Source organism: Polymorphobacter sp. PAMC 29334 (assembly GCF_019431245.1).
Taxonomy (GTDB): domain Bacteria; phylum Pseudomonadota; class Alphaproteobacteria; order Sphingomonadales; family Sphingomonadaceae; genus Polymorphobacter_B; species Polymorphobacter_B megasporae.
Genome location: NZ_CP080243.1, coordinates 1,536,035 through 1,561,342 on the forward strand (window position 1 = coordinate 1,536,035; position 25,308 = coordinate 1,561,342).

A 25,308-nucleotide genomic window follows, 5' to 3' on the forward strand; every position below is an offset into this window, starting at 1 on the left:
CAATAAGGGTAGGGCATCGACATGCCGTTGAAGATCGTTCCCGACAACACCAACATCGGCTTCGTCAAGCTGCGCTACTTCGCGTTCGCGCTGACGCTGCTGCTGACGCTCGGCTCGATCGGGCTGCTCGCGACGCGCGGGCTCAACCTCGGCGTCGATTTCGTCGGCGGGTTGACGATGGAGGTCGCCTTCCCGGTGGCACCGCCGCTCGACCGGCTGCGCGGCGAGGTTCGCGGCCTCGGCGTCGGCGATGTCTCGCTGCAGGAATTCGGCTCGCCGAAGAACATCCTGATCCGCCTGCCGCTGCCGCCGGGCGACCAGACCGCGGTGCAGAAGGTCGTCGCCAAGGTCCAGAGCGACCTCAAGGGCAAATACGGCAATGTCAGCTTCCGCCGCACCGAGTCGGTGAGCGGCAAGGTCAGCCAGGAGCTGATCCACAAGGGTGCGCTCGCGGTGCTGCTGTCGATGGCGGCGGTAGCGCTGTTCACCTGGTTCCGCTTCGAATGGCATTTCGGCGTCTCGACCGTCGTCGCGCTCGTCCACGACGTCACGGTGACGCTCGGTTTCTTCGCGCTGACACACCTCGAGTTCGACTTGAACGTCGTCGCCGCGATCCTGACAATCATCGGCTACAGCCTCAACGACAAGGTCGTGATCGACGACCGGATTCGCGAAAACCTGCGCAAGTACCGCCAGATGGACATCGGCCCGATCATCGACCTCAGCGTCAACGAGACGCTGCCGCGCACCGTGATGACGTCGCTGGCGATGATCACCGCCTTGACCGCGATGCTGCTGCTCGGCCCCGACGTGATCTTCGGGTTCACCGCAGCGATGCTGCTCGGGATCGTCGTCGGCACGTATTCGTCGATCTTCGTTTCGTCGTCGCTGCTGATCGCGCTCGGCGTCAAGCCGAAGATCGAGCCGCTGGCGAAGAAGACCGGCCCGTCGGTCAACGTCGAGCGGGCACGCCGCTGATCTTACCTTTTGTAGGATTTGGCGGTGCAATCTTGACATTGCGAACCAATTAGGCTATGGGCGGGGATGGTCACTTCCCCGCCTCGTCGCCGTCGTCGTCGCACCGGGTGGACCCCGGCGCGCCAGCGTCGGTTCGTCACCGACCTCGCGACCTCGGGTAACGTCCGCGATGTCTGTGCGCGGATCGGCCTGTCGCGGACGAGCGCGTACAAGTTTCGCGATCAACCGCACAATGCCGCCTTCGCCCGCGCGTGGGATGCGGCGCTCGATCGCTACATGGCCGATATCGCGGACGAGGCAGCCGCACGCGTGTCCGAGGGCGAGACGCGGCCGGTGAAGTACAAGGGGGCGATCGTCGGCGAGCGGGTCTTCATCATCAATCGCCTGCTAACCGCGCTTCTACTTTACCATTCGAGTCCGCGAACAAGCCCCGCAAAGCCGCCGAAAACGTCAACACTGTCAACTTAATGCCGTGACCGCAGGACGCGATCACGGCGTCGCAATTGCCAACTCTGTCAACTTAAGCCGAGCGTCAGACGACCTGACCAAGCCCGTCGCACGACAGGTCGAACGCGGCGAGACCGCCTTCGAGATACGCCGCCAGCATCGGCAGATCGAGCAGGAAGTCCGCAGCGTCGTCGACCTCCTCGCTGGCGTCGTCCATCGCGTCGGACCATTCGCTCGCGTCGTACGTCCCGCGCCCGACCAGCGCGAGGGCAACGAGCTCGGCCTTCTCGTCGTCGGCGAGGTCGTCGATGATCGCGCGCAGCTCCTCTTCGGTCGGGTTGTCTCCGTCGTCCTCGATCTCGTCGGCGGCGCCGTCGTCGGTCGGGTTCGAGCCGTCGTCGGGATCGGTGTCGGGTACCAGCGCTTCGAACTCGCGGGCGCGCAGGATGACGCGGCAGACGGTCTCGAGCGGGATAGTCAGTTCCATGGGCGTCTCTCCTGTGTCGAACCGCAACGACGCCGGTGCATCGGGGTTCCGCGCTCCGCCGTGACGGTCTGAACTACGCCGCCACCGCTCGCAACGGCGCGATCCCGATCCGGCCGCGGGCGCTATCATACTCGCGGCGCAGCTTCGCGATGAACGCCGCCGCTGGCATAACGGCATCGATCGCGCCGATCCCTTGGCCGCAGCCCCAGATTTCCTTCCACGCCTTGGGCGCGGCGCCGCTGCCGAAGTCCATCGTCGAGACGTCGCCCTCGGGAAGGTGGTCGGGGTCCATTCCGGCAAGCGTGATCGACGGCTTGAGGTAGTTGCCGCTGACCCCGGTGAACAGGCTCGAATAGACGATGTCGGATGCCGAACTGTCGACGATCATTTGCTTGTAGCGCTCGTCGGCGCGCGCCTCGGTCGTGGCGATGAACGCCGAGCCGATATAGGCGAAGTCGGCTCCCATCGCGGTTGCCGCAAGGACCGACGCGCCGCTGGCGATCGACCCCGACAGCGCGAGCGGGCCGTCGAACCACTTGCGGATTTCCTGGATGAGCGCGAACGGCGAGGTCGTGCCGGCATGGCCGCCCGCCCCTGCGGCGACCGCGATCAGGCCGTCGGCGCCCTTCTCGATCGCCTTGTGGGCGAAGCGGTCGTTGATGACGTCGTGCATGACGATGCCGCCGTACGAATGGATCGCCTCGTTGACGTCGACCCGCGCGCCGAGCGAGGTGATGATCACCGGGACCTTGTACTTCACGCACAAAGCGAGGTCGTCCATCAGCCGGTCGTTCGACTTGTGGACGATCAGGTTGACCGCATACGGCGCGTCGTCGGGGCCGAGCTCGGCGTTCAGTCGGACGAGCCATTCCTCGAACTGCGCGAGCGGGCGCGCGTTGAGGCTCGGGAAGCTGCCGATGACGCCCGCCTTGCACTGCGCGATGACAAGGTCGGGGTTCGAGATGATGAATAGCGGCGACGCGATCACCGGGATCGACAGGCGGCGGCTGAGGGCGGCGGGGATCGACATCGGCGAGGGCTCCTGGTGCGCGAAATCAGTCTGACGTTCCGTCATCCCCGCCTTCGCGGGGACGGCGTTGATTGTAGCCACTCTATCTTACCCGGCCAGCGGTGATTTGAGCGCTACTGTATTGTCTGCCAGTAATGCCGGGTAGCGGGCAAGCCCCGCGAGGCGGTTGCGGGAACGGCAACACCACGGCGGAAGCAGCCGTTCAAGTCGCTGTCCTACACCCCCCGGATCGCGGTAAGCTCCCTCGTCGCCACCGGGCGGCGCGCGTTCTTTCTCATTGTTACAGCTTCATCGTGCGTCGTTGTCGGAATCGGCGCACAAGAAAGCGACCGACGCGTACATTGCCTTGACCCGCGCGACGGTCGCCCACACGCTCGACCCATGCTGTCCATCCTTGCCTTTGGAGCGGTGCTGCTCGCGGTGACGGCGCTCGCCGACGCCGGGTCGGGGCGGCTTGGCGTTCCGCAGTCGATCGTGCTCGTGCTGACCGGCGCGGCGATCAGTATAATTCCGGGGCTGAAGCCGGTCACGATCAAGCCCGACTTCGTCATGCTCGTGCTCCTGCCGCCGCTGCTCTACAGCGCCGGGGTCGGCATGAGCTGGCGCGGGTTCCGCGATAACCTCCGGCCGATCCTGCTTCTCGCCATTGGCTGCGTCCTGTTCACCGCGTCCGCCGTCGCCGCGGCGTGTCACTTCCTGCTCGGCATGAACTGGGCGGTCGGATTTGTCCTCGGTGCCGTCGTTGCCCCGCCCGACGCGGTCGCACCGATGGCAATCGCGCGGCGGCTGCACATGCCGCAGCGGCTGCTGACGATTCTCGAGGGCGAAGGGCTGGTCAACGACGCCACCGCGCTGATCCTGTTCGCCTTCGCGGTCGGCGCGGTGACGAGCGGCGGCGTTTCGGTGTCGACGGCCTTGGCCTCCTTCGCCGCGATCGTCGTCGGCGAACTCGCATGGGGGCTCGCCGTCGCCTGGACCACGCTGCGCATCCGCCGCTGGGCGAAGAGCCCGCAGTCGGAGATCATCCTCGCCCTGCTCACGCCGTTCCTCGCCTTTTGGCCGCCGCACGCGCTCGGCGGATCGGGCGTCCTCGCTGCGGTCGCCGCCGGGCTGTTCGTCAGCTGGAACGGCCCGCGGCTGATCGCCTCGGCAACGCGACTTCAGGGCTATTTCGTCTGGGGACTGGTCACCCACGCGATCGAGGGTCTGCTCTTCATGCTCATCGGTCTGCAGGCCAAGGCGCTCGCGAGCGGGCTATCGGGCGGAGGATGGCAACGGCTGGCCGAGGCGGCGGTGGTCGTCACGGTGGTGGTGGTGGTCGTCCGCTTCATCTGGGTTTTCCCGGCGACGTACCTGCCACGGTTGATCCCGGCCATCGGCCGTCGCGATCCACAACCGCGCTGGCAAATGCCGTTCCTGATCGGCTTCACCGGCATCCGCGGCGTCGTCTCGCTCGCCGCCGCGCTCGCCATCCCTCGGCAGATCGGCGACGTGCCGTTTCCCGAGCGTGACCTCATCCTGTTCGTGACCTTTGTCGTGATCATGGTGACGCTGATCGGGCAGGGTGCGCTGCTGCCGCCGGTGATCAAAGCCTTAGGGCTGGCCGATGAGGGCAGGCGCGAGGCCGCCGACGCCAAGAAGGCCGAGGTCGCGGCGCGACTGGCGGCGATCGATGCGGTCCTCGCCGAGATCGATTACCTCGATGCCATGGGCGAAGACCCGGCCGCGATCGAGGCGCTACGCCGCCGCCACGGCGACCGGCGCAAGGAATATGCCGGCACCGCCGACGACGCGGTCGAGGGCAGCCCGGTCGCGGTCGATGCACGACTTCAGGCCAGACTGATCGAGGCCGAGCGTGACGCGATCGCCATCGCCTACCGCGACGATGCGATTACCGACGACGCCCGCCGCCGCATCGAGCGCGAGCTCGACCTCGAGGATGCGCGCAACCTGCACGCGCTCGAGAGCGCGACCGGCGATCGTCTCGCCGACCCCGAGTCCGAGGTCGAGGGCTAGCAAACCCGTCATCTCGACCGGCAGGCGGTCGTCGAAGCGTCCGTCAGCGGTCGAGGCTATGTCTCAGGAGGTCACCGATCAGATCGAGTGAGAACCAGCCGCCGTCGCGCCATAGAGGATCGCGGTGCCTCCCACCGCGTCAACCGGCCGGCATCACCAGCCAGGAATGTTGCCGACCGTTGCCGCTTCGTAAGGTCACGCCGTCGGCCTGGGGTGTCTTGCCCATCAGGTCGTCGAACCGGCTGCCCTCCAGTCATCCGGGTGTCCGGGCCGGCGCGGCGCGTGATCAGGCCGTAGCGCCCCTAGAAGCGCGTCCGTATCCCGGCGAGCCAGCGGCGCGGTGCGCCTGGTCCGAGACTGCGGGGGTTGGTCGCCCCGGGCGCCTCGGCGAGCGCGACCTGGCTGGTCTCGGAGAAGGTCCCGAAGCTCGCGTAGCGCTTGTCGAAGACGTTGCTCAGCTCGCCGAACACCGAGACGGGTCCGAGTACGGCAACGCTGCCGCGCAGGTTGAGCAACGCAAATGCTCCGGTGGTGGGTTGGAGATTTGCATCATCGCCGCTCAGATACTGACCGCTTTGCGCCTGCACATCGCCACCAAGCGTGAATTTGCGCCCGGTAAAGTCGACCGACACGAGCCCGCGATGCCGCGGGATGCCGGGCAAGCGGTCGCCGCGGCGAACTTGAATCTGTCCGTCATCGTCGGCCGACGGGTTGTCGGGACTGTTGAGCAGCAGCGCGGTGCGGAAGGTCGCGTCGGTCAGGGCATAGCCGGCGTGAACGGTCCAGGGACCTTGTTTCGCGGTCAGGCTGGCGTCGACGCCCTGCCGCCGGGTCTGCCCGATGTTTTGGAAATAGGCCCGGCCGCGCGTGTCGGCTGCGATGAATTGGATGTCGTCATGATTGACGCCGCGGTACGTCGACACCAGCCAGCTCAGCTGCCAGGGGCCGGCATCGAACTTGCCCGACGCGCCGGCTTCCCAGGTCTTGGCGACGACCTGCTTCAGCGGCGGGTCGCCGACGAAGAAGTTGGTCAGGCTGCACGGCGAGGCGGGATCGGCGCATGACAGCTCGGCCGGCGTCGGTGCGCGGTTGGTCTCGGCATAGCCGGCGCGCACGGCGATCGCCGGCACGATCTGGTACGCGAGCTCGACGCCGGGATTGACGCGGTGGAAGCTGTGCCGGCCGTTCAGCGCCGTGCCGAGCTGGTCGTCGAGTGCGACCTCGGCAACGTTCCAGCGCACGCCGATCTCGGCAGTAAGGCCCGGCAACAGCGGCAGCCGGTCGGACAGGAACACCCCGGTGTAGCGCGTTCGCGCCAGTAACGAGACCGGAGCGATCGAGCCGTCGGGCTGGTCGATGATCGTGCCGAGCCCCTCGACGCTGCGGTCCTGGGTCAGCGCGCCGAGCTCGGTCGCCGACTCGAAGCTGGTCCGGCTGCGGTCGTGGCTGAAGCCGATCGTCAGTTCGTTGTTGCCGCCGAGCAAAGCGCGCGTGTCGACGAGCTGGACCAGCGCACCCGCAGACGTCGTCCGGGTCGTGCTGCGATTGAGGACGCCATAGGCACCATCGAGGGTGTTGGCCACCGCGGCACCGTTCGCGCCGATCAACGGGTTCTGGTTGCCCGCGGCATCCTCGAGGCACAGCTGCCCGGCCGCATCGTCACAGCCTTCGACATCGGCGGCGTCACCGTTGACGGTGCGCTGGCGCAGTTGCTGGAGGTACAGGCTCGCCTCGATCCGGGTCGTCGACGACAGCTTTACCCATGGATGCAGGCTCACCCGGCCATATTGGTTGCGGGTGTTATCGGGATAGGTGAACACCGCACGGCGGTCGGCGGCGAGCAGTTCGACCGGGGCCGACCCGTTGCCGGTCAGGTCGCTGTCGGCGCCGACGAGCTTCAGGTGGATGCCGGCGTGCTCGCCGTCGGAGCCGAGGTCGGCGTAGCCATTGTATAGCGTCGAGGGCGAGTGCCGCCGCCACCCGCCGTCGTGATTTCCTTCGAGCGCGACATAGGCGCTGTACGGTCCGTCACTCCAGCCGGCCTCGACCGAGCCGGTGGCACGGTCGTAAAGCCCGCCCGCCGCTGAAATTGCGAACCCGGGTGCCGTCCGCCCGGTCTTCGTGGCGACGACGATCGCGCCGCCGAGCGCGTTCAGGCCATAGACCGGGCTGGCATCGCGGATCGACACGCTGTCGATCGCGACTTCGGGGAGGAGGTCAAAGTTGACGGTATCGCCGAACGGCTGGTTGAAGCGCCCGCCGTCGAGGTAGACCGCGAGGCCCTGCGCATTGCCCTGCAGCGGCGAGGCGACGAAGCCGCGATAGACGAGGTTCGGTTGGTACGGGTTGCTCTGCGCCTCCGACAGCGACAAGCCCGGCAGCGATCGCGCCAATCCGCCGAGCAAGTCGGCATGCCCGGCGCGCGCCAGGTCGGTCGACGTCACCATCAATGCGTCATCGTTATAGTCGCGGCCGCCGGGGGCGGTGACGATGATGTCGGCGACAAAACCAGCCACAGGCTGCGATGACTGCGCCAGCAGCGGTGCCGAGGCGGCGATCAGGCTGCCGGATGCGAAAAATTTGAGGCACGTCACGGAGAGCCTCATCGCGACACGACCATGGCGATGTCCTGCGGTCGCTGTCTGGCGGGGCTTCGCGCCAGCAGTTTCATCAAAGCGCTGGCTGAAGCGATGTCATGAAGTGAGGCGTTAACACTGTGGCCAGTCTTCGCAAACTCGGTTGACCAGCAAGACCTGCAGTCGCCTCGGGTCTGTTCGGGCGGCACGGCACTCCGTCCTGCGATGCCCGGGTTAGCGTTGGCCTTGAGCGCCAAGCCGACGCCTGATGCTACGCGGCTCAAGGTTACTCAACTGTCGATCGAGCAGCGTTGATCGGTCGCCTCTGGCGCGTCTGCCATCCGAAGTGAAGCACGCGCGCAGACCGCTTCTTCATCCAGATCAGGATGCCGGTGACACTGAGCGCGACCAGGGCGAGGCCGAGCACGGCCTCGAAGATGCGATACGGCAGCCCGATGATCGCGGCGCGGTGGATCATGCCGAACCAGATCGTCGCGGCGTCCGCCGTCGTCGCGCCGAGCGGCGGCACGAAGCGGATGAGCCGCCCGTCGATGCCGCTGAACCAGACTTGGGTCGATGCGTCCTTCGTCGACACGTCGAGGCTGGTCCATGCCGAATAGAGGTAGGTGGCTGATTCCGGGATATAATAAAGGAACCCGTCGCGGCGCACGGTGAAGCCGTGGCCGGCAGACTCGACGGCGATCAGCGCGCGCCCGCGCGCCGCTGCGGCGCGGAGATCGATCGGCGGGTCGGCAATCGGAGCCGCCAGCGGCGCGGGATCCACGTCGGGCGACGCGCCGAGTGCCGCCATGACCGGTCGATGGACCGCCGGCAGGTTGAACCCGACGCTCGACCACGCGAACACGAGGAGCAGCGGCCAAAGCCACAATCCTCCGGCCCGGTGCAGGTCGAAATGGAACCGGTAGCCGCGCGATGCTCCCTTGATCCGCCATGCCGCGCTCCATTTCTTCCCCCAGCCCTTGCCCAGACCGAGAGTGGGGGAGCGAGGGCGCCGGGCGGGCAGCGTCAGGTAGAAGCCGACGAAACAATCGAGCGTCCAGATCAACGCAGCGCACCCCAGCGCAAACGTGCCCCATTCGCCGAGCGCGAGGCTGTGGTGGACCTTATAGAGGAACGGCATGATGTTCTCCGGCCCGTCGGCGAGGACGCCATCACGCGCGCGGAACTGGATGCTGCCGTCATAAGGATTGGCCCAGACCGTGTCGTAGTCGAGCGCGGGGGCGCCGGGACGTGCGCCGACAAAAAGCTGGAGCGGCCGATCGGCCTCGCGGTCGAGCGGCACGAACGTCACCTTGGCACCGGTCGCCGCCTCCACCCGCTCGGCGATGATCGTCCCATCGAGCATCGGCGCGCCGGGGCGATGCAGGGCAACCCGGGCGCTCGCCCGGCTCGTGGCGCGGGTCAGCTCCTCACGGAACGTCAGCAGTGATCCCGTCGTTCCGGCGACGATCAGGAATAGGGCGATCGTCAAGCCAGCCCAGCGATGCGCGACAACCCAGAACTGGCGGCCGGTCGGCACATAGCGCTGTGCATCCTGGCGCAGCCACCCCCCGGCGACGACCGGCGCTGTCACGACGGACGTTCGACCGGATGTCGTGGTTCGGTTAGCCGACATGGTCTCGCCGCTTCGCGGTCAGAACTTGTAGCTGACTGTTCCCTGGACCGTGCGGCGATTGCCGTACCAGCACCAATTATAATTGACGTAGCAACCGGTGAGATAGCGTTTGTCGAACAGGTTGGTCGCGTTGACGGCGACCGTCATCCCCTTGAAGCGGTCCTTGAAGCTGCCAAGGTCGAACCGCATCAATGCATCGACCAGTGTGTAAGACGGCGAATTATTGTCGCCATAGGCGTAGACTTGATCGACGTGACGGACTGCGCCGCCGAGCGTCAAGCCCTTCAACGGTCCCGCCACCGGTGCCCAATTCAGGACCGCCGACGTGCCGCCGCGGCCGACGGTCGGCGGGCCGTGACCGACGTTCTGGGGATCCTGATCCTCGAGGATCCGAACGCCCTGCCGGCTGAAGGCGACATCGAGGGAGAAACCATGTGGCAGCGGCGCCTTGGCTTCGATCTCGACGCCGCGCGACCGCACCTTGCCCGACTGGTAGGCGAGGAACGACACCGGATCGTAGGTCAGAACATTGGTCTGTTCGATGTCGAAATACGCGCCGGTGAGCAGGATGTCGGTGCCGGGCACATGATATTTCACGCCGCCTTCGATCTGCCGGCCGAGCGATGGCTTCGCGAGCGATCCGTCGGTCAGCGTCGCCGCCTGCGGCTGGAACGACGTCGAATAGGTGACGTACGGCGCGATGCCGAGCGTGGTCTTGTACAATGCGCCGACGCGGTAGGTGAACTTCTGGTCATTCTGCGCACCTGTGCCGTTGACGTCCTGACGCGCCCAGTCCTGCCGTCCGCTCAGCGTCAGCCGCAGTCCCTGCCACGAGATCTGGTCCTGAACGTAAACCCCCTGCTGGCGCTGGTGAGTTACCGTCCTGGAGGGAAAACCGCCGGGCACTTCGTCGGGTGTCTGCGGCGTCGGCATCGTGCCGTAGACCGGGTTGTAGGCGTCGATCGACGTCGCCGTGCCGAACGCGGCATTTTCGTCGAAATGGAGAACCTGCCGGTCCGCGCCGATCAGAACATCATGCTCAAACGGACCGGTCGTGAACTTGCCTGCCAGCTGGGTATCGTAAACCCAGTCGTTGTTACTCTCGTCGGTCGAATACGAGCCGCGTGAATAGACCGTCGACGGCGCGACGGTCGGGTCGATTGCGGCACCCGAGATGTAGACGATGCCGAGGCGGCTTTTGACATACTGATAGCGGCCGGACGCCTTGAACGACCAGTTCGCGCCGAAGTCGTGCTTGAACAGGGCCGTGGCGCTGAGCTGGTCACGTTTGAAGAAATCGTTCGGTTCGCCGTTGTAGAAATTCGTCGAAATGCCCTTGCCGCCGGCCGCGGGGTTGGAGAACAGCGTGCCGACCGCCGGAAAGACGCCGTAATTGCCGTTGCGCGGATCGTGCGAATAATTGGCGAGCAGGGTGAGGGTGGTCGCCGTGCCTGCGCCGAGCGTCGTCGCGGCGGAGATCGTCTGGCGCGCACGCGTGCCATATTGCTGCTGGTCGTGCCCGCCGTTGACGCTGCCATAGACGCGCCACAGCGCGGTGTCGGAAAACCGCCCGCCGAGATCGGCGTCGGCCCGGTAAAGATCATAGCTGCCATAAGTGCCGGAAATCGCTCCGTAGAGATCACAGTCGAGCGGCAGCTTGCTGTTCTGGACGACGAGGCCGCCCGGACCCGATCGGCCGTACAGCGCCGACGACGGTCCCTTGATCACCTCGACACGGTCGATCCGCGAGATGTCGGCCTGCGCGGCAGCATAGCCGGTACCATCGGTCTGATAGACATAATATAGCCCATCAAGGAACACCGGCGCAGCGAACCCGCGCAAAGTGAAGAGGTCGTAGACGTCGGCAGAGGCGCCGCGCTGTTCGGGCGTGACCCCGGCGACGAAGCGGAGCGCCTGATCGAGATTCTGCAAACCGAGCGTGTTGATCTGCTCGCTCGAAATGACGCTGATCGACTGCGGTGTTTCGGCGAGCGGCGTCAGCGTCTTGGTTGCGGCGAAGGCATCGTTTGGCGGCAGACGCCCGGTAACGATGATGTCGGACATGTCGGTTGCCACGTCGCTCGCCACCTCGCTGGCCCACGCCGGATAAGCCAACGCGACTTGTCCCAAAATCATCGCGGTTCCCACCGCCTTCAACCTGAACATCATATCGATTCCCGCTTTCAAGCGAGCGCTTAGCAATGGTGATAATGTCTCGCAATAGCTATTAGCGCGGCGCTGCACGATGCCGAAGGTCGGCACCGAGCCTTGATGGCCCTGGCCAGGCAGCAAGCGCGCGTCAGTGGCCGACGCGAACATCGTCACCAAGCCGTAACCTTCATCTGCAATCGTTAACCTCGACGGGGGTCGCACTTATCGCTGCCCTCCTTGCATCTGCAGAGGATAGATCATGAATCGCATCGTCAAAGCGACGTTCGCCGCGCTCACCTGTTTCGGAGCGGTCGTCGCTGCGCCAGCGTCTGCGGACACGATCGCCAACCCAGCGAACAGCTACGGCTCGCCCTATCTTTCCGGCAGCCTCACGGGAGGAAATCAGACCCAATATTTCGGCGAAACCTTCACCGCCTCGATCAGCGGCAACCTCACCGATTTTCAGTTCACGCTGAACACGTCTACGCTGCAATCGGTCTACGGCATCGTATTCGCCTGGGACGGGACCGGCCCCACGACAGAACTTTATCGCAGCGCGGTCCGCTCGGGCGCAGCGGGCCTTTTCGACTTCGCCCCGACGGGTGTGTTGCTGACTCAGGGGAAGACCTATGTCGCTTTCCTCAGCACATTTGGGCTGACCGGCAACTCCGGTCTGGCCACGGTCGGATCGTGCCTTCCATTCGTCGGGTGCGCTTCGAACTCGATCCCCAATCTCGGCACGCTGGTCATCGGTAACGTTCTCGGCGACGGCCCCGTGTTCAACTCGCTCAGCTATCTGGACGCGACTTTCTCGGCGACCATCACCGCTGCAGCCGTTCCGGAGCCCGCGACTTGGGTATTGATGATCGTTGGGATGGGCGTGGTCGGCTACGCGTTGCGTCGCCGCCAGAGGCTTGAGACGCTCCGACGCCAACCGGCAAACGGCTAGCCCCTACCAAGTTACAGCGTCCGATTTCGCGAACGGCGGGCATGTCGAGTGTCGCCCTGTCAGCCGTTCACGAAGCAACTGGCCATGACGGGCTTAGTTGGCTTCCTTCTCGAGTGCGGCGTTGAGTTCGGCCCCGAGAAGCAAGACGTAGGCTGACAGGTACAGCCACAGCAGCAGCACGACGACCGCGCCAAGCGAGCCGTAGGTCGCGCCGTAATGACCGAAGCTCTTGGCATAGAGGCCGAATCCGAACGTCACCGCAAGGAAGCCGATCATCGTCAACAGCGATCCCGGCGTAATCCATTGCCAGCGCGGCTGTTGTCGGGCGGGGGCGTAGCGGTATAGGAGCGCGACCGCCGTCAAGGCGATTGCCGCCGTAGCCAGCCATGACGCACCTTTGATCACGGCGGTTGCGAGCGGGGTCAGCCCCGCGGCCGACGCGCCGAGCGCAGCAAAGACCGATCCCGACGCCAGCGCGACGACTGCGACCAACACAGCGCCAATAGTCACCGCAGCGTTGACCAGCGTCGTGCGGACAAAGCTGCGATTTTCGGGAGCTTCATAGGCGACGTTGAGCGCGATGACGACCGCTCCCGCCCCCTTCATCGCGCCGTACAGCGCCAGCACGAGCGCCAGCGCGAGGCCGAGGCCCTTCTTGCCGGTCGCACTCGCGACCACTCCGGTCAGCTGCTCGTCGATCAATTTGGCGGCGTCGGCCGGGACATGCTGGACGATCGCGCGCATCTGGGTCGCGACCTCGCCGGGATCGGTAACGAGGCCATAGGTCAGGACCAGTGCGCCAAGTGCCGGGATCAGCGTCAGGAAACCATAATAAGCGACGCCAGCGGAGATCAGCCCAAGATTGTCCTTGTCCGACTCCTTGTAAACGCGGAGCAGCGTCCGGCCCCAGCCAGTCAGGCGCAATTTAGTGGTGGTCGGGGGTGCGCTCGTCGACATTGGGCCATCCTGTTGTCAATGCTATCCCAACGCACAAAGGTCGGCGATTGTACGGTGAGCCTCATTTTTATGGCAACGCGCGTGGCGAGTAACGACGGAGCACATCCGCGGTTCGATGGCTGGCGTCCGCGACTAACGGCGATCGTCGTCGCAATGCTCGTGGCGTTGGGATCGCTCGCACCGCGCGAGGCGATAGCCACGACTTCTCCCAACACCATTGCGGTTGCAGCGGTGGGCGTGGCGCCAATGCCGACCGCGGCGGGCAACGGATTGCCGGCGGTGGTCCCGGCCGGCTTTGTCGCGCCGGTGCCGGCGTCGACGGTTGATGTCGATCGCGCGAACCTTGCGACGGTGATCCGCAATGTCGCACTACTGCAAAACCAGGCCGTCGGCGCGAGCACCGACGCGAGCATGGCGAGGCTTCGCGAGCAGACGACGTCGGCCCAGTCGGCCGCCGACAGCTTTGCCCATGCTCGCCAAGGCGAGATCGTGCAGATCGACGTCAAACTCCGCGCGCTTGGTACGCCGAACGGCAAGGCGCGACGACGACTGGACGCCGCCGATCAACGCGAACGGCATCTCCTGATGGAACGCCGTGCGCTTCTGGTCGCCGAGCTGGCGCAGGCGCGCGCTGCCGCAGTCGCCGCCAACCGCCTCTTTACCGAAGTATCGCAGCGGCGACGGACCGCGTTCGATGCGCGAACCCTCGACCGCACCGCGTCGCCGCTCGAAGCCGACTTCTGGAGTTCGCTGACGAAAGCCCAACCGGGTGACACGCAGCGGCTCGGCGAGCTTGGCGACGAAGCCGTTGCGACGGCGCTGGCAGCAGCCGAGCCGGCGGCGGGGCTCACGATCATCCTGTCGCTGGTCATCGCGGTCGTCCTCGCGTGGCCGCTGCGGCGCATCGCCATGCGCTTCATCTACCGCTGGACCGTTAGGCCAGGCCAATCGGCGCGGTTCCATCATTCAGCCCGTGCGCTGGTGGCAGTCGTGGTCGGCACCGTGCTGCCCGGGGTCGGAGCGGTCGCTCTCAACCTCGGCCTGCAATGGGGTGGCGTGCTGTCCAGCAAGGCCACAGCACTCGCTCAGGCGGTCGTCGTCGCGGTGGTCTGGGGGGCGCTCGTCGTCAACCTCGGCCGCCAGCTAGCCGGGGGCAAGGGCGCAGATGATCGGCTGCTGACAGCCTCGGCAGCGCTCGCCAGCCGCATCCAACCGCTGTCGTGGCTGGTCGCATTGATCACCGGAGCGGGCTTTATCGTCACCCGGGTCAATAGCGTGGTCGGTGCCAGTCTTGCCGCGACGGTTGCGGCGAACTGCGTCAGCGCGGTCGCCTACGCCGCGGTGTTCGGCCTGATCCTGCTCGCGTTGAGCGAGGATCGGCCCGCGGTCGACGACACCGAAAGTGACCTGCCACCGGCGCGGGGAGCCACGATAACACTCGTCGCCCTGACGCTCACACTGGCGATCATCGTCACGCTTGGTGCAGTCCTGACCGGCTATACGACGCTGGCGATACTCGTCGCGAGCCAGACGTTCTGGATAAGCGTCCTGGTTGCAACGACTTACCTACTCCTGCGCTTCACCGACGACGCTCTCACCGAACTCTACAAACCCGGCGGGTGGGTTACCCGGCTGCTGGTCAATGTCATCAATTTGAGGACATCGACCGTCGAGCAGCTCGGTGTGATCACGTCAGCAGTCGTACAGGTGCTGATCGTCCTCGGTGCGCTCAGCCTTGCACTGACGCCATTCGGCCGGAACGGCGATGTCGTGGCGTCGAGCCTCGCCGGCACCAGCCACGCGATTCATCTCGGCTCGCTCGCGGTTTCGCCGCGCTCGCTTGCTGTCGGCGTGGGGTGTCTGCTGCTCGGGCTCGGCATCGTGCACCTTACCCAGCGCTGGCTCGACCAGCGTTTCCTTCCCGTCACCGAATGGGATGTCGGTGTCCGGAATTCGGTCAGCACTGGCGTCCGGTATCTCGGTGTCGGGCTCGTCTTGCTCTGGGCGCTGACCGCGGCTGGTCTTGGGTTCGGCCAGATCGCCCTGATCGCCAGCGCTCTGTCGGTCGGGATCGGCTTCGGTCTGCAGCAGATCGTCCAGAACTTCGTCTCGGGCATCATCCTGTTGATCGAGCGGCCGATCAAGGTCGGCGACCTCGTCACTGTCGGCGGGGTCGAGGGCGATATCCGCAACATCCGCGTCCGTGCGACAGAGATCATGCAGGCCGACCGGACGACGTTGATCGTGCCCAATTCGGATCTCATCACCAAGCCGGTCCAGAACAAGACGCTCGGTGACCCGCGGGGTCGCGTCCAACTCCAGCTTACCATTGGCAGCGCGGCAGACACGACACGGGCAATCACGATCCTGCGCGAGGCGCTGGATGCCAATGTCGATGTGATCAAGAAGCCGGGTCCGACCGTGCTCGTCGACTCGTTGACGCCAAGCGGCTCGGTAAATCTGGTCGCCTTCGCCATCGTCGCGTCGCCGCGCGTCATTCCGCGGGTCCGCAGCGATCTCTATGTTGCGGTGATAGCCGCGCTCGGAGAGGCGAAGATCGGCTTCGATGGCTCGAGTGGTCAGAAGGTCGTGGTGGAGCCTGGACCGGAATTCAAGGCATTCACAGCGGCGCTAAGCGATCAGCTACCTGCGCGGCGTGAGGAGGCCGATCGCCACCCGGACGATGCGGCACCTGACGTAAATTAGACGGGGCTGTGCGATGTCAGTTGGGGCGGGCAACGCTTTCACGTGCCCGCCCCGAACTTTCCTTACGAAGCGCGATCCGACGACAGCGGCTTCTTGGTGACGTCGAAGCGGTCGGCGTTCATCACCTTTACCCAGGCGGCGACGAAGTCGCGGACGAACTTCTCCTCGTGGCCGTTCTCGGCATAGACCTCGGCAGTCGCCCGTAGCTGCGAGTTCGAGCCGAAGACCAGGTCGGTGCGGGTGGCGCGCCACTTTTCGACGCGTCCGCCGCGGGTGTAGCCGATGAACTCCTCGTCGCTCGACGGGTCGACGAGCTCCCAGAAGGTTTCCATGTCGAGCAGGTTGACGAAGAAGTCCGGCGTCAGCTGCCCCGGCCGCGTCGTCAGCACACCCTCGGGGATGCTGCCGTGGTTGACGCCGAGGACACGCAGGCCGCCGACGAGAACCGTCAGTTCGGGTGCCGACAGACCGAGCAAATGCGCCTTGTCAAGCAGCAGCTCCTCGGTCTTGATCGCCTGCCGGGTCTCCAGATAGTTGCGGAAACCATCGGCCTTGGGCTCCATCGGGGCGAAGCTGTCGACGTCGGTCCAGTCCTGCGTCGCGTCACCACGACCGCCGGTGAACGGCACGGTGATGTCGACGCCGGCGTCCTTCGCCGCCTTCTCGATGCCGACCGACCCGGCCAGCACGATCGCGTCGGCAAGCGACAGGCTGCCGCGCAGTTCGCCGAGCTTGGCCAGTACGACCTTGAGCTGCTCGGGCTCGTTGACCTTCCAGTCCTTCTGCGGCGCAAGCGCAATGCGCGCGCCATTGGCACCGCCACGGTGGTCCGACTTGCGGTAGCTCGACGCCGACGCCCAGGCGGTCTTGACCAGCTGGCCGACGGTCAGCCCGCTCGAACAAACCTTGTCCTTGAACGCCGAGACTTCGGCCTCGGACGGCGCTGCACCGACGGGAATCGGATCCTGCCAGATCAGGTCTTCGGCCGGAACCTCGGGCCCCATATAGCGGGTCTTCGGCCCAAGGTCGCGGTGGGTCAGCTTGAACCAGGCGCGGGCGAACGCATCGTCTAGTGCCGCCTGGTCGTCGCGGAAGCGCTCTGAGATGGCCCGGAACTCGGGGTCCATCTTCAACGCCATGTCCGCCGTCGTCATCATCGTCGGCACGCGCTTGTTCGGGTCGCGCGCGTCGGGAGCCATGTCCTCCGGATCGGGATTGATCGGCTGCCACTGGCGAGCGCCAGCCGGGCTCTCGACGATCTCGAAGTCGTACTTGAACAACAGCCGGAAATAGTCGCCGGTCCACTTGGTCGGGTTCGGCGACCATGCGCCCTCGATGCCCGAGGTCGTGATGTGGCCCTTGTCGATCTCCTCGGAGTCGGTCAGCCAGCCGAGGCCCTGCATGTGCACCGCCTCGCCCTCGGGACCATTGCCGAAGTTGTCGGCAGGCTTGGCACCATGGGCCTTGCCGAACGCATGGCCGCCGGCGGTCAGCGCGACGGTCTCTTCATGGTTCATCGCCATGCGCTCGAACGTCACCTTCATGTCGTGCGCCGACTGCAGCGGGTCCATGTTGCCGCCGCGACCTTCGGGATTGACGTAGATCAGGCCCATCTGGATCGCTGCCAGCGGCATCTCGAGGTCCATGCCCTTGTCGGGCTGGATGCGCGTCTCGACGTTCTGGTTGACCCACAATTCCTCGGCACCCCAATAGGTGTCGCGCTCGGCCTCATAGACGTCCTTGCGGCCGCCGCTGAACCCGAAGATCGGGCCGCCCATCGACTCGATCGCGACGTTGCCGGCGAGGATGAACAGGTCAGCCCAGCTCAGCTGCGAGCCGTACTTCTGCTTTATCGGCCACAGCAGGCGACGCGCCTTGTCGAGGTTGCCGTTATCCGGCCACGAGTTCAACGGCGCAAAACGCTGCTGCCCCGAGGACGAGCCGCCGCGACCGTCGGCCGTACGGTAGGTGCCCGCCGCGTGCCATGCCATGCGGATCATGAACGGCCCATAGTGCCCGTAATCCGCCGGCCACCACGACTTGCTGTCGGTCATCAGCGCGGTCAAGTCGGCCTTCAGCCCGGCATAGTCGATTTTGGAGAATGCCTCGGCATAGTTGAAATCCGGGCCCATCGGGTCCGGCGATGCGCCACCCTGATGGAGAATTTCGACCGGCAGGCTGTCGGGCCACCAATCCTTGTTGGTCCGTCCGAGCAATGAGCGCGCGGCACCCGGTGCACCCATCGGGCATTTGCCCGCGGATTCGCCCTCTTCATAGTCAGCCATGGTCAGCAGTCCTTTCCCAAGATCTCGCACTTATACTCGTCCCCGCGCCGATTGCCGTCCAATCGATTTATTCGACTTTAGTGATCGGAGGCGCGGCTGCTCGGTTATATCAATCGCGCGCGGCAGGTTCGTCGGCGGGCACGGTAGCCAATGATATTCGCGTCACGATCGTCGTTAGCGGCGCTGCCATCAGGCGTAATAGTCGTCGTCGGGGAGATCGTCGGGATAGAAACCGCTGTCATCGATCGTCGGCTTCGCAAGGGTGGGCAACGAAGCGGGCAGCGCCGGTAGGTCGCCACCGAAGCTGACGCGGATGACGGCAACACCGCTGCTCGCAAATTGAAACACCGCGCGGATGTCGTCCCCTTGGGCCAGGCGGGCGCCAATCCAGCCACACCGCTCCGCCGACAAATAGCCGAGCTGAATGCCGCGCGCACTCAACACGGCGACGGCGGACGGATCGATCGGATTGCGCGGCTCGCGGACAAGCTGCACCGGCTCACCTGGGAGGCACAGGGCCATCTCGAACAAGCGGTTGCTTCCGTCCTTGTTGGGATGGAGGCCGCCGACCACGGTGAGACTCATGTCTGGGCGTGCCATGCCTGCCGTCTAACCGAGACGGCCGGATCATTCCAAGCGGTCCGCGTCAGGCCGCCAGCAGCGACTTGAGCGGCACGGTATTGTCGGCCAGCCGTGCCGGGTCGGCAGCCAGCCCCGCCTCGACGAGCGCCTTGCCCTGGACGAAATCGCGCGCGCTGTTGATGCAGTCGAGCGCGATGACCCGCCCGCCGCGGAGATAGATCAGGCTCCACGACCGCGACTCGGGGGTGCCGCGAACAACGGTGGCGTCGTGGCCGGCGCTCAGCCCGACGGTCTGAAGCTTGAGGTCATACTGGTTCGACCAAAACCACGGCACCGCATGATATGGGCGCGGTGTACCAAGGATCACCCCGGCAACGACCTTCGCCTGGTCGATCGCGTTCTGCACCGATTCGAGCCGAATGCCAGCGCCGTTGGCGAAGGCGTTGGCGTGATGGGCACAGTCGCCGATCGCGAAGATGTCGGGCAGCGAGGTGCGGTTATGGTCGTCGACCTCGACGCCGTTGTGCGTCACCGCCCCGGCGGCAGCGAGCGCCGCGACCGATGGGACGAGGCCGATGCCGACGATGACGACACCGGCCGGAATCGTGCCGCCGGTCGTGCGGACCCCGGTGACGTGCGCGGTCCCCTCAAACGCCTCGATCCCCGCGCCGAGGCGGACGTCGACGCCGTGGGCGCGGTGCTCGGCCTCGTAGAAGCGCGACACGGGTTCGCCGGCGACGCGCGCAAGGACGCGGTCGAGCGCCTCGAGGATCGTCACGCGCTTGCGCGTCTTCGACAGCACCGCGGCGGCTTCGAGGCCGATATAGCCGCCGCCGACGATGACGACGTCGTCGGTCCGCGCGAGATCGGCGGTCAGCGCGTCGACGTCGGCGCGGCTTCGGATCGAGTGCACGCCCGCGAGCGTGCCGCCCGGGACCGGCAGCGCGCGGGCATGGCCTCCGGCGGCCCAGATGAGTTTGCCGTAGCCCATCGTCGAGCCCGACGCCGTCGCCACGCAATGTCGAACAGGGTCGACCGCGGTGACGTGCTGGCCGGGGAGGAGGGTGACGTTGCGCTCGCGCCAGAATGCCTCCGGGCGGAGCGCGAGCCGGTCGACGGTCTTGTCGCCCGAAAGATAGTCCTTGCTCAGCGGCGGGCGCTCGTACGGCGGGTCAATCTCCTCGCCGACGATCGTGATCGAGCCGGTGAAGCCGCCCTGCCGAAGCGAGATCGCCGCCTGCGCCCCCGCCTGGCCGCCGCCGACGATCAGGATATCGTGGACCAACGTCAGCCCTCGTTGGCATAGATCGCGACGCGCGGCGGGGCCGCCGACGCGACCGATCCGCGGTACATGCCGCTGGTGTTGAACGACCATGTCGCGTCGCCGCCGGGCGACATCGCGATCACCCCGCCCGCACCGCCGACCGCGCCGACCTCGGCGATCAGTGTCCGCGCCGCGTCGGCGACGCTCTCGCCGAGCAGCCGGACGCGGGCGCAAAGCTCGTGCGCGACGCCGAGGCGGATGAAGTCCTCGCCCGATCCGGTCGCCGACACCGCTGCGGCGCGGTCGTCGGCATAGGTGCCCGCGCCGATCAGCGGCGAATCGCCGATGCGGCCCCAGCGCTTGCCGGTGACGCCGCCGGTCGAGGTTGCGGCGGCGACGTGGCCGTGAATGTCGCGGGCGACCGCGCCGACGGTGCCGTATTTCATCGCGCGGTCGAACGTCGTGCCGGCCTCGGCGAACTGGCGCGCGCGTTCGGGGGTGCGGAACCACGTAGGGTCGACCTGCTCGAGCCCGGTGGTCAGCGCGAACGCGTCGGCGCCGATCCCGGCAAGCATGACGTGCGGGGTCTGCTCCATCACCGCGCGGGCGAGAGCGACCGGCGAGCGCGTGCGTGTGACCCGCGCCACCGCCCCGGCGTGGCGGGTGGTGCCCTCCATGATCGCGGCGTCGAGCTCGACCGTGCCGTCGGCGGTGAACACCGCGCCGCGCCCGGCGTTGAATTCGGGCGCATCCTCAAGCGACTGGACCGCCGCCGCGACCGCATCGAGCGCCGTGCCACCGGCAGCGAGGACCGCCGCCCCGGCGTCGAGGGCGGCCGATAGCGCGGCGCGGGCGGCGGCATCAGCCTCGGATGTCAGGTTGTCGCGGCTCATGCCGCCGGCCCCGCCGTGGATTGCGAGCGACCAGTCGGAGTGAGGAGCAGCGGACATCGGCAAGGGTGGTAGCGGCTGCATCCGGCGGCGGCAATCGGCGACGTATTCGCTGTCCTACAGGCGGCGGTTTACGATACGTTTGCCGAGTCGCCACTGGGCGGCACCTGTTCTTTCTCATCGGTGCATAATCGTCTCGCGTCCTGCAGAAAGGGCGACGCGAAAACACATGCTTTTGTGTGAACTTATTTTGAACTTAGCGCTCCGCGACCCGGCATTGACCCGCAGGGGCTCTCGCGACTATATCGCGCCTCCCGCACGTCGGGTCGGGCCGGGCGGGGTAGCTCAGCTGGTTAGAGCACGGGAATCATAATCCTGGGGTCGGGGGTTCAAGTCCCTCTCCCGCTACCGCCCGACAGGAACGCCGCCGTGACCCCTGGAACGACCGCCGACATCGCGCCGATCCCGCTCAGCCTCGTCGAGGCCGACCTGGCAGCGGCCGCAGCGGCATTCGGCGACGCCTTCGGGCGGACCGGGTTCGCGGTCGTGTCCGACCACGGCATCGATGCCGCGTTGATCGACCGCGCGCTTGCCGCGACCAAGGCATTCTTCGCACTGCCCGAGCCGGTCAAGCGGCGCTACCACATCCCCGGCGGCGGCGGGCAGCGCGGCCTGACGCCGTTCGGCATCGAGACCGCCAAGGGCGCGAGCGCCTCGGATCTCAAGGAATTCTGGCACATGGGGCGCGACCTGCCCCCCGGCGACCCGCTCCGGGCGACGATGCCCGATAACGTCTGGCCGAGCGAGGTCCCCGACTTCCACCCCGCCGTCGCTGCGCTGTTCGCCGCTCTCGACACCGCTGGCGGCCGCGTCCTCCGCGCGATCGCGCTCCACCTCGGGCTCGCGGCGGACTTCTTCGAAGGTCCGACCCATGATGGCAATTCGATCCTGCGGCTGCTGCATTACCCGCCGGTGACCGGCACCCCGGCGGCGGTCCGCGCTGGGGCGCACGAGGATATCAACGTCATCACACTGCTGCTCGGAGCCGAAGAGGCTGGGCTGCAACTGCTCGACCGCTCGGGAGTGTGGCGCGACATCGAGGCTCCCGCGGGGACGTTGGTGTGCAACATCGGCGACATGCTCGACCGGCTGACCGGCGGGGCGCTGCCGTCGACGACGCACCGGGTGGTCAATCCGGCCCCCGACCGGGCCCGCGTCGCGCGCTATTCGACGCCGTTCTTCCTGCACTTCCGGCCCGACTATCTGATCGAGCCGCCGGGTGGGGAGGGGGTTGAGCCGATCACTGCCGACGCTTTCCTGCGGCAGCGGCTTCGCGAAATCGGATTGATCTAGCGCGAGGACGCGACCTCGGCGTTACTGCTCATCACGCCGTACGCGACGACCCCACCGGCGACGACACCCGCTGCGATCCCCAGAACCCATACGAGGTTCATTCGGGCGAAACCGCGGCTCGGTCGGTTATGCAACACGGGTCTCCCAAGGACATGGACCCATCGGCGGAGCGGCTCCATCGTTAACCATCAAGCAAAGGTCATGCCAGTTGTTGACCGGTGGGTAAGTCACTGGAGTCGTGCAACGGCGTGCGAACTTTACCGCTCGGGTGTAAAGTCAGCCGACACTTTGGCGTAGGAGGCGGCGACGAAAGTTAGCCCATCGGGGGGCGCGTTAACCCCAAGTGCGAGGCGGTTGCGTGCCGCCAATGCCGCAGCAAGGTCGCCCGCCGACCAGCGGCCTTCGCCAACGAGCCGCAGGCAGCCGACCATCGACCGGACCTGATGGTGGAGGAACGACCGCGCCGCCGCCGCGATCGTGATGACCGGTCCGTCGCATTTGACCATCAGCAGGTCGAGCGTCTTGACCGGTGACCGCGCCTGGCAGCGGACCGAGCGGAAGGTGGTGAAGTCATGCCGCCCGACGAGCAGTTGTGCCGCGTCGTGCATCGCCGCCGCGTCGAGCGCGACCGCGACCTGCCACGCCCTCCCGCGGTCGAGCACCAGCGGCGCGCGGCGATTGACGATGCGGTAACGGTAGCTGCGCCCGATGCAGTCGAAGCGCGCGTGGAATTCGGGGTCGGCGATATCGCAGGCGACGATCGCGACGGGCAGCGGGCGGAGGTGGGCGTTGACCGCCTCCATCAGCCGGAAGGCGTCGATCGCCCGCTCGACATCGACATGCGCGACCTGCCCCTCGGCATGGACCCCGGCGTCGGTCCGGCCGCAGCCAGTAACGACGACGGTCTCGCCCGTCGTCTTGAGGATTGCCGCTTCGATCGCGCCCTGGACGCTCGGGCCGTGGCGCTGGCGCTGCCAGCCCATGAACGGCGCGCCGTCATATTCGACGGTCAGCCGGAAGCGGGTCATTCGAGCCGGGTGCCGGCGGCGACCGGCCAGCCGTTGAGAAGTGCTGCCGCCGCCATCGCCGGCTTGCCCGCGCGTTGGACAAGAGTCGGGCGGATCGCGCCGGTGCCGCTGGCGATCGTTAGCCGGTCGTCGAGAATCGAGCCGGGAGGGCCGTCGCCGTCGACCACGTCCGCCGCGAGGAGCTTGAGCCGCTCGCAGCCGATCTCGACATAAGCGCCGGGGAAGGGGTTGAACGCCCGGATCGCGCGCTCGACTGCGGCGGCGGGGAGCGTTAGGTCGAGCCGCGCCTCGGCCTTGTCGACCTTGGCGGCATAGGTCGCGCCGTTGGGCTGGACGACCGATGTCAGCGCATCGAGCCGGGCGAGCGCGTCGACGATCAGCCGCGCGCCCATTTCGGCAAGCTCGGCGGTCAGTTCGCCGGCAGTCTTGCGGCCAACCGGGGTCGCCTCGACGAGGAGCATCGGCCCGGTGTCGAGCCCGCGCTCCATGCCCATGATCGTCACGCCGGTCGCCTCGTCACCGGCGAGGATCGCGCGCTGGATCGGCGCGGCACCCCGCCAGCGCGGCAGCAGCGATGCATGGATGTTGAGACAGCCCCGGCGAGGCGCATCGAGGATCGCCTTCGGCAGGATCAGCCCGTAGGCGGCGACCACGGCGAGGTCGAGATCGAGGCCTGCGAACGCCGCGCGGTCGGCATCGTCCTTGAAGTTGACCGGGGTCCGGACCGCGATCCCGAGCGCCTCGGCGCGGAGGTGGACCGGCGAGCGCGTCACCAACTTGCCGCGCTGCGCCGGGCGCGGCGGCTGGGTATAGACCGCAACGACGTCGTGCCCCGCCGTAACGAGCGCGTCGAGCGCGGGCACGGCGAATGCCGGGGTTCCCATGAAGGCGATCCGCATCGGCGTGGGGCTAGGCGATGGCGGGGGCGCGCGCAACCGGCACGACGCTCCAGATGGGCGCGTAGCCGGGCTGCCCGGCGATCATTGCGGCCCATTCGGAGGTGATCGGGACCGCCGCCGTCGCTAGTATCGTCCGGCTCGCTCGCGCCGCCGCGTCGACTGGGCGGTCACAGCGGAAGCAGCCGGTGACCGCCGTCCCGGTCGTGCGGCGGACCCGGATACGACCGCGTACCGGGTCGGCTGGGAGCAGCCGAGCGAGCGCGGCGACGACGACCGGATGCGCGCCGACGGCCGCGAGTTCGACCGCGCACGCCGAGCCGCCGTGGACGATCGCGACGCCAGTCACGACCCGGGTCAGCGCGCCGCAATCGCCGCCCCAGCAGGTCGCGATCGCCCCCTCGATTGTGACCGTCGCAGTGGTCCCAGCGGGAATGCCGAAGCGTAGCCGCCGGTCGAACACCGCCGCGAGGAAGTCCGCAACTGGCAAGCCCTGTACCGTCAGTCCCGCCGCCAGCGTGCCGCGAAGCCGAACCGCGGGGACGTCGGGGTCGATCGCGAAGCCAGGTCGCCGGAACAGCCACAAGGCGCGGACCCCGCTCGCGGCGTAGCGCGCCTGTCGTCGCGCGGTCTCGTCGTCGGCCTGCCCCGACCATTGGACCTCGACTGCGACGCGATGCTTCCCCCGCGTCGCCAGCACGTCGGCGCGCCACGGCTCACCGCCGGAAGTGGTTCCCGAAACCTCGGCTTCAGCGGTCCAGCCGGCAGCGCGCGCAGCGGTGATCGCCAGCGCCTTGAGGTGGAGGTGCTCGGGCGACTCGTCCCCCGATGCGCAGCCGCCGAGTGCGAAATGTGCGAAGAAGCGCGTGCCGAGACGCGACGTCTTGAGCACCACCGGCGACCCGCAGCAATGCATCCGCAGGTGGCGAACATGGCGGTTGGTCGCGGTCAGCGCCGCCCACTCCACGGTGGACAACGCCACTGCATCGAGGCTGCGATCGGCATCGTCGAGGCAGCGGAGCGGCATCATGCTACCGTAACGACCTGCGGCGCGACGTCGAGAGTTGCCGTACCGCA

At 66.8% G+C, this 25,308-nt stretch carries 19 protein-coding genes and 1 tRNA gene; 7 read left to right on the top strand and 13 right to left on the bottom strand.

Annotated elements, in window-relative coordinates:
• Positions 1 to 21 precede the first annotated feature (21 nt).
• Both secF and KZX46_RS11195 read left to right on the top strand, forming a co-directional pair.
• Positions 22 to 978: a protein translocase subunit SecF gene (gene secF / locus KZX46_RS11190; RefSeq protein WP_219776633.1), complete on the top strand. Its 957-nt coding sequence runs from the start codon at positions 22 to 24 to the stop codon at positions 976 to 978.
• Positions 979 to 1,044: 66 nt separating this feature from the next.
• A complete protein-coding gene (locus KZX46_RS11195) occupies positions 1,045 to 1,446 on the top strand; it encodes a hypothetical protein (protein WP_219776634.1) in 402 nt (133 codons plus the stop codon).
• 64 nt (positions 1,447 to 1,510) lie between these two features.
• Here KZX46_RS11195 and KZX46_RS11200 read toward each other — a convergent pair whose 3' ends face one another.
• Together KZX46_RS11200 and KZX46_RS11205 are read right to left on the bottom strand one after the other, a co-directional pair.
• Positions 1,511 to 1,912 carry a DUF3775 domain-containing protein gene (locus tag KZX46_RS11200; RefSeq protein ID WP_216709163.1) on the bottom strand — a complete coding sequence of 134 codons (402 nt, stop codon included), beginning with the start codon at positions 1,910 to 1,912 and terminating at the stop codon, positions 1,511 to 1,513.
• A 73-nt stretch (positions 1,913 to 1,985) separates the two neighbouring features.
• On the bottom strand, positions 1,986 to 2,942 hold the full coding sequence (locus KZX46_RS11205) for a nitronate monooxygenase family protein (RefSeq protein WP_219776635.1): 957 nt from the start codon (positions 2,940 to 2,942) through the stop codon (positions 1,986 to 1,988).
• A gap of 381 nt (positions 2,943 to 3,323) precedes the next feature.
• On the opposite strand from KZX46_RS11205, the gene KZX46_RS11210 reads away from it, so the two are divergent.
• A complete protein-coding gene (locus tag KZX46_RS11210) occupies positions 3,324 to 4,958 on the top strand; it encodes a Na+/H+ antiporter (RefSeq protein WP_219776636.1) in 1,635 nt (544 codons plus the stop codon).
• Positions 4,959 to 5,260: 302 nt separating this feature from the next.
• On the opposite strand, the gene KZX46_RS11215 is transcribed toward KZX46_RS11210, so the two are convergent.
• The 3 genes from KZX46_RS11215 to KZX46_RS11225 all read right to left on the bottom strand — a co-directional run bounded on the left by KZX46_RS11215 (position 5,261) and on the right by KZX46_RS11225 (position 11,339).
• Positions 5,261 to 7,564 carry a TonB-dependent receptor gene (locus KZX46_RS11215; RefSeq protein ID WP_219776637.1) on the bottom strand — a complete coding sequence of 768 codons (2,304 nt, stop codon included), beginning with the start codon at positions 7,562 to 7,564 and terminating at the stop codon, positions 5,261 to 5,263.
• Between the two features lie 256 nt (positions 7,565 to 7,820).
• Positions 7,821 to 9,128, bottom strand: coding sequence for a PepSY domain-containing protein (locus KZX46_RS11220; RefSeq protein ID WP_219776638.1), 1,308 nt, complete (start codon positions 9,126 to 9,128; stop codon positions 7,821 to 7,823).
• A gap of 60 nt (positions 9,129 to 9,188) precedes the next feature.
• The gene (locus tag KZX46_RS11225; RefSeq protein WP_226896231.1) at positions 9,189 to 11,339 is read right to left on the bottom strand and encodes a TonB-dependent siderophore receptor; all 2,151 of its coding nucleotides are present in this window, start codon (positions 11,337 to 11,339) and stop codon (positions 9,189 to 9,191) included.
• Between the two features lie 241 nt (positions 11,340 to 11,580).
• Between KZX46_RS11225 and KZX46_RS11230 the strand changes: the two genes are divergently transcribed.
• Positions 11,581 to 12,270: a PEPxxWA-CTERM sorting domain-containing protein gene (locus tag KZX46_RS11230; protein WP_219776639.1), complete on the top strand. Its 690-nt coding sequence runs from the start codon at positions 11,581 to 11,583 to the stop codon at positions 12,268 to 12,270.
• Positions 12,271 to 12,363: 93 nt separating this feature from the next.
• Here KZX46_RS11230 and KZX46_RS11235 read toward each other — a convergent pair whose 3' ends face one another.
• Complete coding sequence (locus KZX46_RS11235; protein ID WP_219776640.1) at positions 12,364 to 13,227, bottom strand: YihY/virulence factor BrkB family protein; 864 nt, start codon at positions 13,225 to 13,227, stop codon at positions 12,364 to 12,366.
• A 54-nt stretch (positions 13,228 to 13,281) separates the two neighbouring features.
• Here KZX46_RS11235 and KZX46_RS11240 point away from each other — a divergent pair, with 54 nt between their 5' ends.
• A complete protein-coding gene (locus KZX46_RS11240; RefSeq protein WP_219776641.1) occupies positions 13,282 to 15,933 on the top strand; it encodes a DUF3772 domain-containing protein in 2,652 nt (883 codons plus the stop codon).
• 62 nt (positions 15,934 to 15,995) lie between these two features.
• Here KZX46_RS11240 and katG read toward each other — a convergent pair whose 3' ends face one another.
• From katG to KZX46_RS11260, 4 genes are all read right to left on the bottom strand, one after another.
• On the bottom strand, positions 15,996 to 18,218 hold the full coding sequence (katG, locus tag KZX46_RS11245; RefSeq protein WP_219776642.1) for a catalase/peroxidase HPI: 2,223 nt from the start codon (positions 18,216 to 18,218) through the stop codon (positions 15,996 to 15,998).
• Positions 18,219 to 18,407: 189 nt separating this feature from the next.
• Entirely contained in the window at positions 18,408 to 18,818 is a 411-nt protein-coding gene (locus tag KZX46_RS11250) for an HIRAN domain-containing protein (protein WP_219776643.1), read from the bottom strand.
• 46 nt (positions 18,819 to 18,864) lie between these two features.
• Positions 18,865 to 20,085: an NAD(P)/FAD-dependent oxidoreductase gene (locus KZX46_RS11255; protein ID WP_370647541.1), complete on the bottom strand. Its 1,221-nt coding sequence runs from the start codon at positions 20,083 to 20,085 to the stop codon at positions 18,865 to 18,867.
• Between the two features lie 2 nt (positions 20,086 to 20,087).
• Positions 20,088 to 21,014, bottom strand: coding sequence for an isoaspartyl peptidase/L-asparaginase family protein (locus KZX46_RS11260; protein WP_219776645.1), 927 nt, complete (start codon positions 21,012 to 21,014; stop codon positions 20,088 to 20,090).
• A gap of 274 nt (positions 21,015 to 21,288) precedes the next feature.
• On the opposite strand from KZX46_RS11260, the gene KZX46_RS11265 reads away from it, so the two are divergent.
• Both KZX46_RS11265 and KZX46_RS11270 read left to right on the top strand, forming a co-directional pair.
• A tRNA-Met gene (locus tag KZX46_RS11265) sits at positions 21,289 to 21,362 on the top strand.
• Positions 21,363 to 21,383: 21 nt separating this feature from the next.
• Positions 21,384 to 22,307, top strand: coding sequence for an isopenicillin N synthase family oxygenase (locus tag KZX46_RS11270; RefSeq protein WP_219776646.1), 924 nt, complete (start codon positions 21,384 to 21,386; stop codon positions 22,305 to 22,307).
• Positions 22,308 to 22,564: 257 nt separating this feature from the next.
• Here the strand turns inward: KZX46_RS11270 and truA are convergent, their stop codons facing one another.
• Genes truA through KZX46_RS11285 form a run of 3 tightly spaced genes read right to left on the bottom strand, consistent with a single transcriptional unit; the run spans position 22,565 to position 25,261 of the window.
• Positions 22,565 to 23,335 (bottom strand): tRNA pseudouridine(38-40) synthase TruA, encoded by a 771-nt coding sequence (truA, locus tag KZX46_RS11275; RefSeq protein WP_219776647.1) that lies wholly within the window; start codon positions 23,333 to 23,335, stop codon positions 22,565 to 22,567.
• Complete coding sequence (gene fmt / locus KZX46_RS11280; protein WP_219776648.1) at positions 23,332 to 24,234, bottom strand: methionyl-tRNA formyltransferase; 903 nt, start codon at positions 24,232 to 24,234, stop codon at positions 23,332 to 23,334. Before fmt ends, truA begins: the two co-directional genes overlap by 4 nt.
• A 10-nt stretch (positions 24,235 to 24,244) precedes the next feature.
• Positions 24,245 to 25,261: a competence protein CoiA gene (locus KZX46_RS11285; RefSeq protein WP_219776649.1), complete on the bottom strand. Its 1,017-nt coding sequence runs from the start codon at positions 25,259 to 25,261 to the stop codon at positions 24,245 to 24,247.
• Positions 25,262 to 25,308 lie beyond the last annotated feature (47 nt).

Excerpts from the sequence above, each read along its gene's own strand:
- KZX46_RS11210 (WP_219776636.1), top strand. The coding sequence starts at position 3,324 with ATGCTGTCCATCCTTGCCTTTGGAGCGGTGCTGCTCGCGGTGACGGCG.
- KZX46_RS11250 (WP_219776643.1), bottom strand. The coding sequence starts at position 18,818 with ATGGCACGCCCAGACATGAGTCTCACCGTGGTCGGCGGCCTCCATCCC.
- KZX46_RS11230 (WP_219776639.1), top strand. The coding sequence starts at position 11,581 with ATGAATCGCATCGTCAAAGCGACGTTCGCCGCGCTCACCTGTTTCGGA.
- fmt (WP_219776648.1), bottom strand. The coding sequence starts at position 24,234 with ATGCGGATCGCCTTCATGGGAACCCCGGCATTCGCCGTGCCCGCGCTC.
- truA (WP_219776647.1), bottom strand. The coding sequence starts at position 23,335 with ATGACCCGCTTCCGGCTGACCGTCGAATATGACGGCGCGCCGTTCATG.
- KZX46_RS11195 (WP_219776634.1), top strand. The coding sequence starts at position 1,045 with ATGGTCACTTCCCCGCCTCGTCGCCGTCGTCGTCGCACCGGGTGGACC.
- KZX46_RS11285 (WP_219776649.1), bottom strand. The coding sequence starts at position 25,261 with ATGATGCCGCTCCGCTGCCTCGACGATGCCGATCGCAGCCTCGATGCA.
- katG (WP_219776642.1), bottom strand. The coding sequence starts at position 18,218 with ATGGCTGACTATGAAGAGGGCGAATCCGCGGGCAAATGCCCGATGGGT.
- KZX46_RS11235 (WP_219776640.1), bottom strand. The coding sequence starts at position 13,227 with ATGTCGACGAGCGCACCCCCGACCACCACTAAATTGCGCCTGACTGGC.
- KZX46_RS11205 (WP_219776635.1), bottom strand. The coding sequence starts at position 2,942 with ATGTCGATCCCCGCCGCCCTCAGCCGCCGCCTGTCGATCCCGGTGATC.
- secF (WP_219776633.1), top strand. The coding sequence starts at position 22 with ATGCCGTTGAAGATCGTTCCCGACAACACCAACATCGGCTTCGTCAAG.
- KZX46_RS11200 (WP_216709163.1), bottom strand. The coding sequence starts at position 1,912 with ATGGAACTGACTATCCCGCTCGAGACCGTCTGCCGCGTCATCCTGCGC.
- KZX46_RS11215 (WP_219776637.1), bottom strand. The coding sequence starts at position 7,564 with ATGAGGCTCTCCGTGACGTGCCTCAAATTTTTCGCATCCGGCAGCCTG.
- KZX46_RS11260 (WP_219776645.1), bottom strand. The coding sequence starts at position 21,014 with ATGTCCGCTGCTCCTCACTCCGACTGGTCGCTCGCAATCCACGGCGGG.
- KZX46_RS11225 (WP_226896231.1), bottom strand. The coding sequence starts at position 11,339 with ATGATGTTCAGGTTGAAGGCGGTGGGAACCGCGATGATTTTGGGACAA.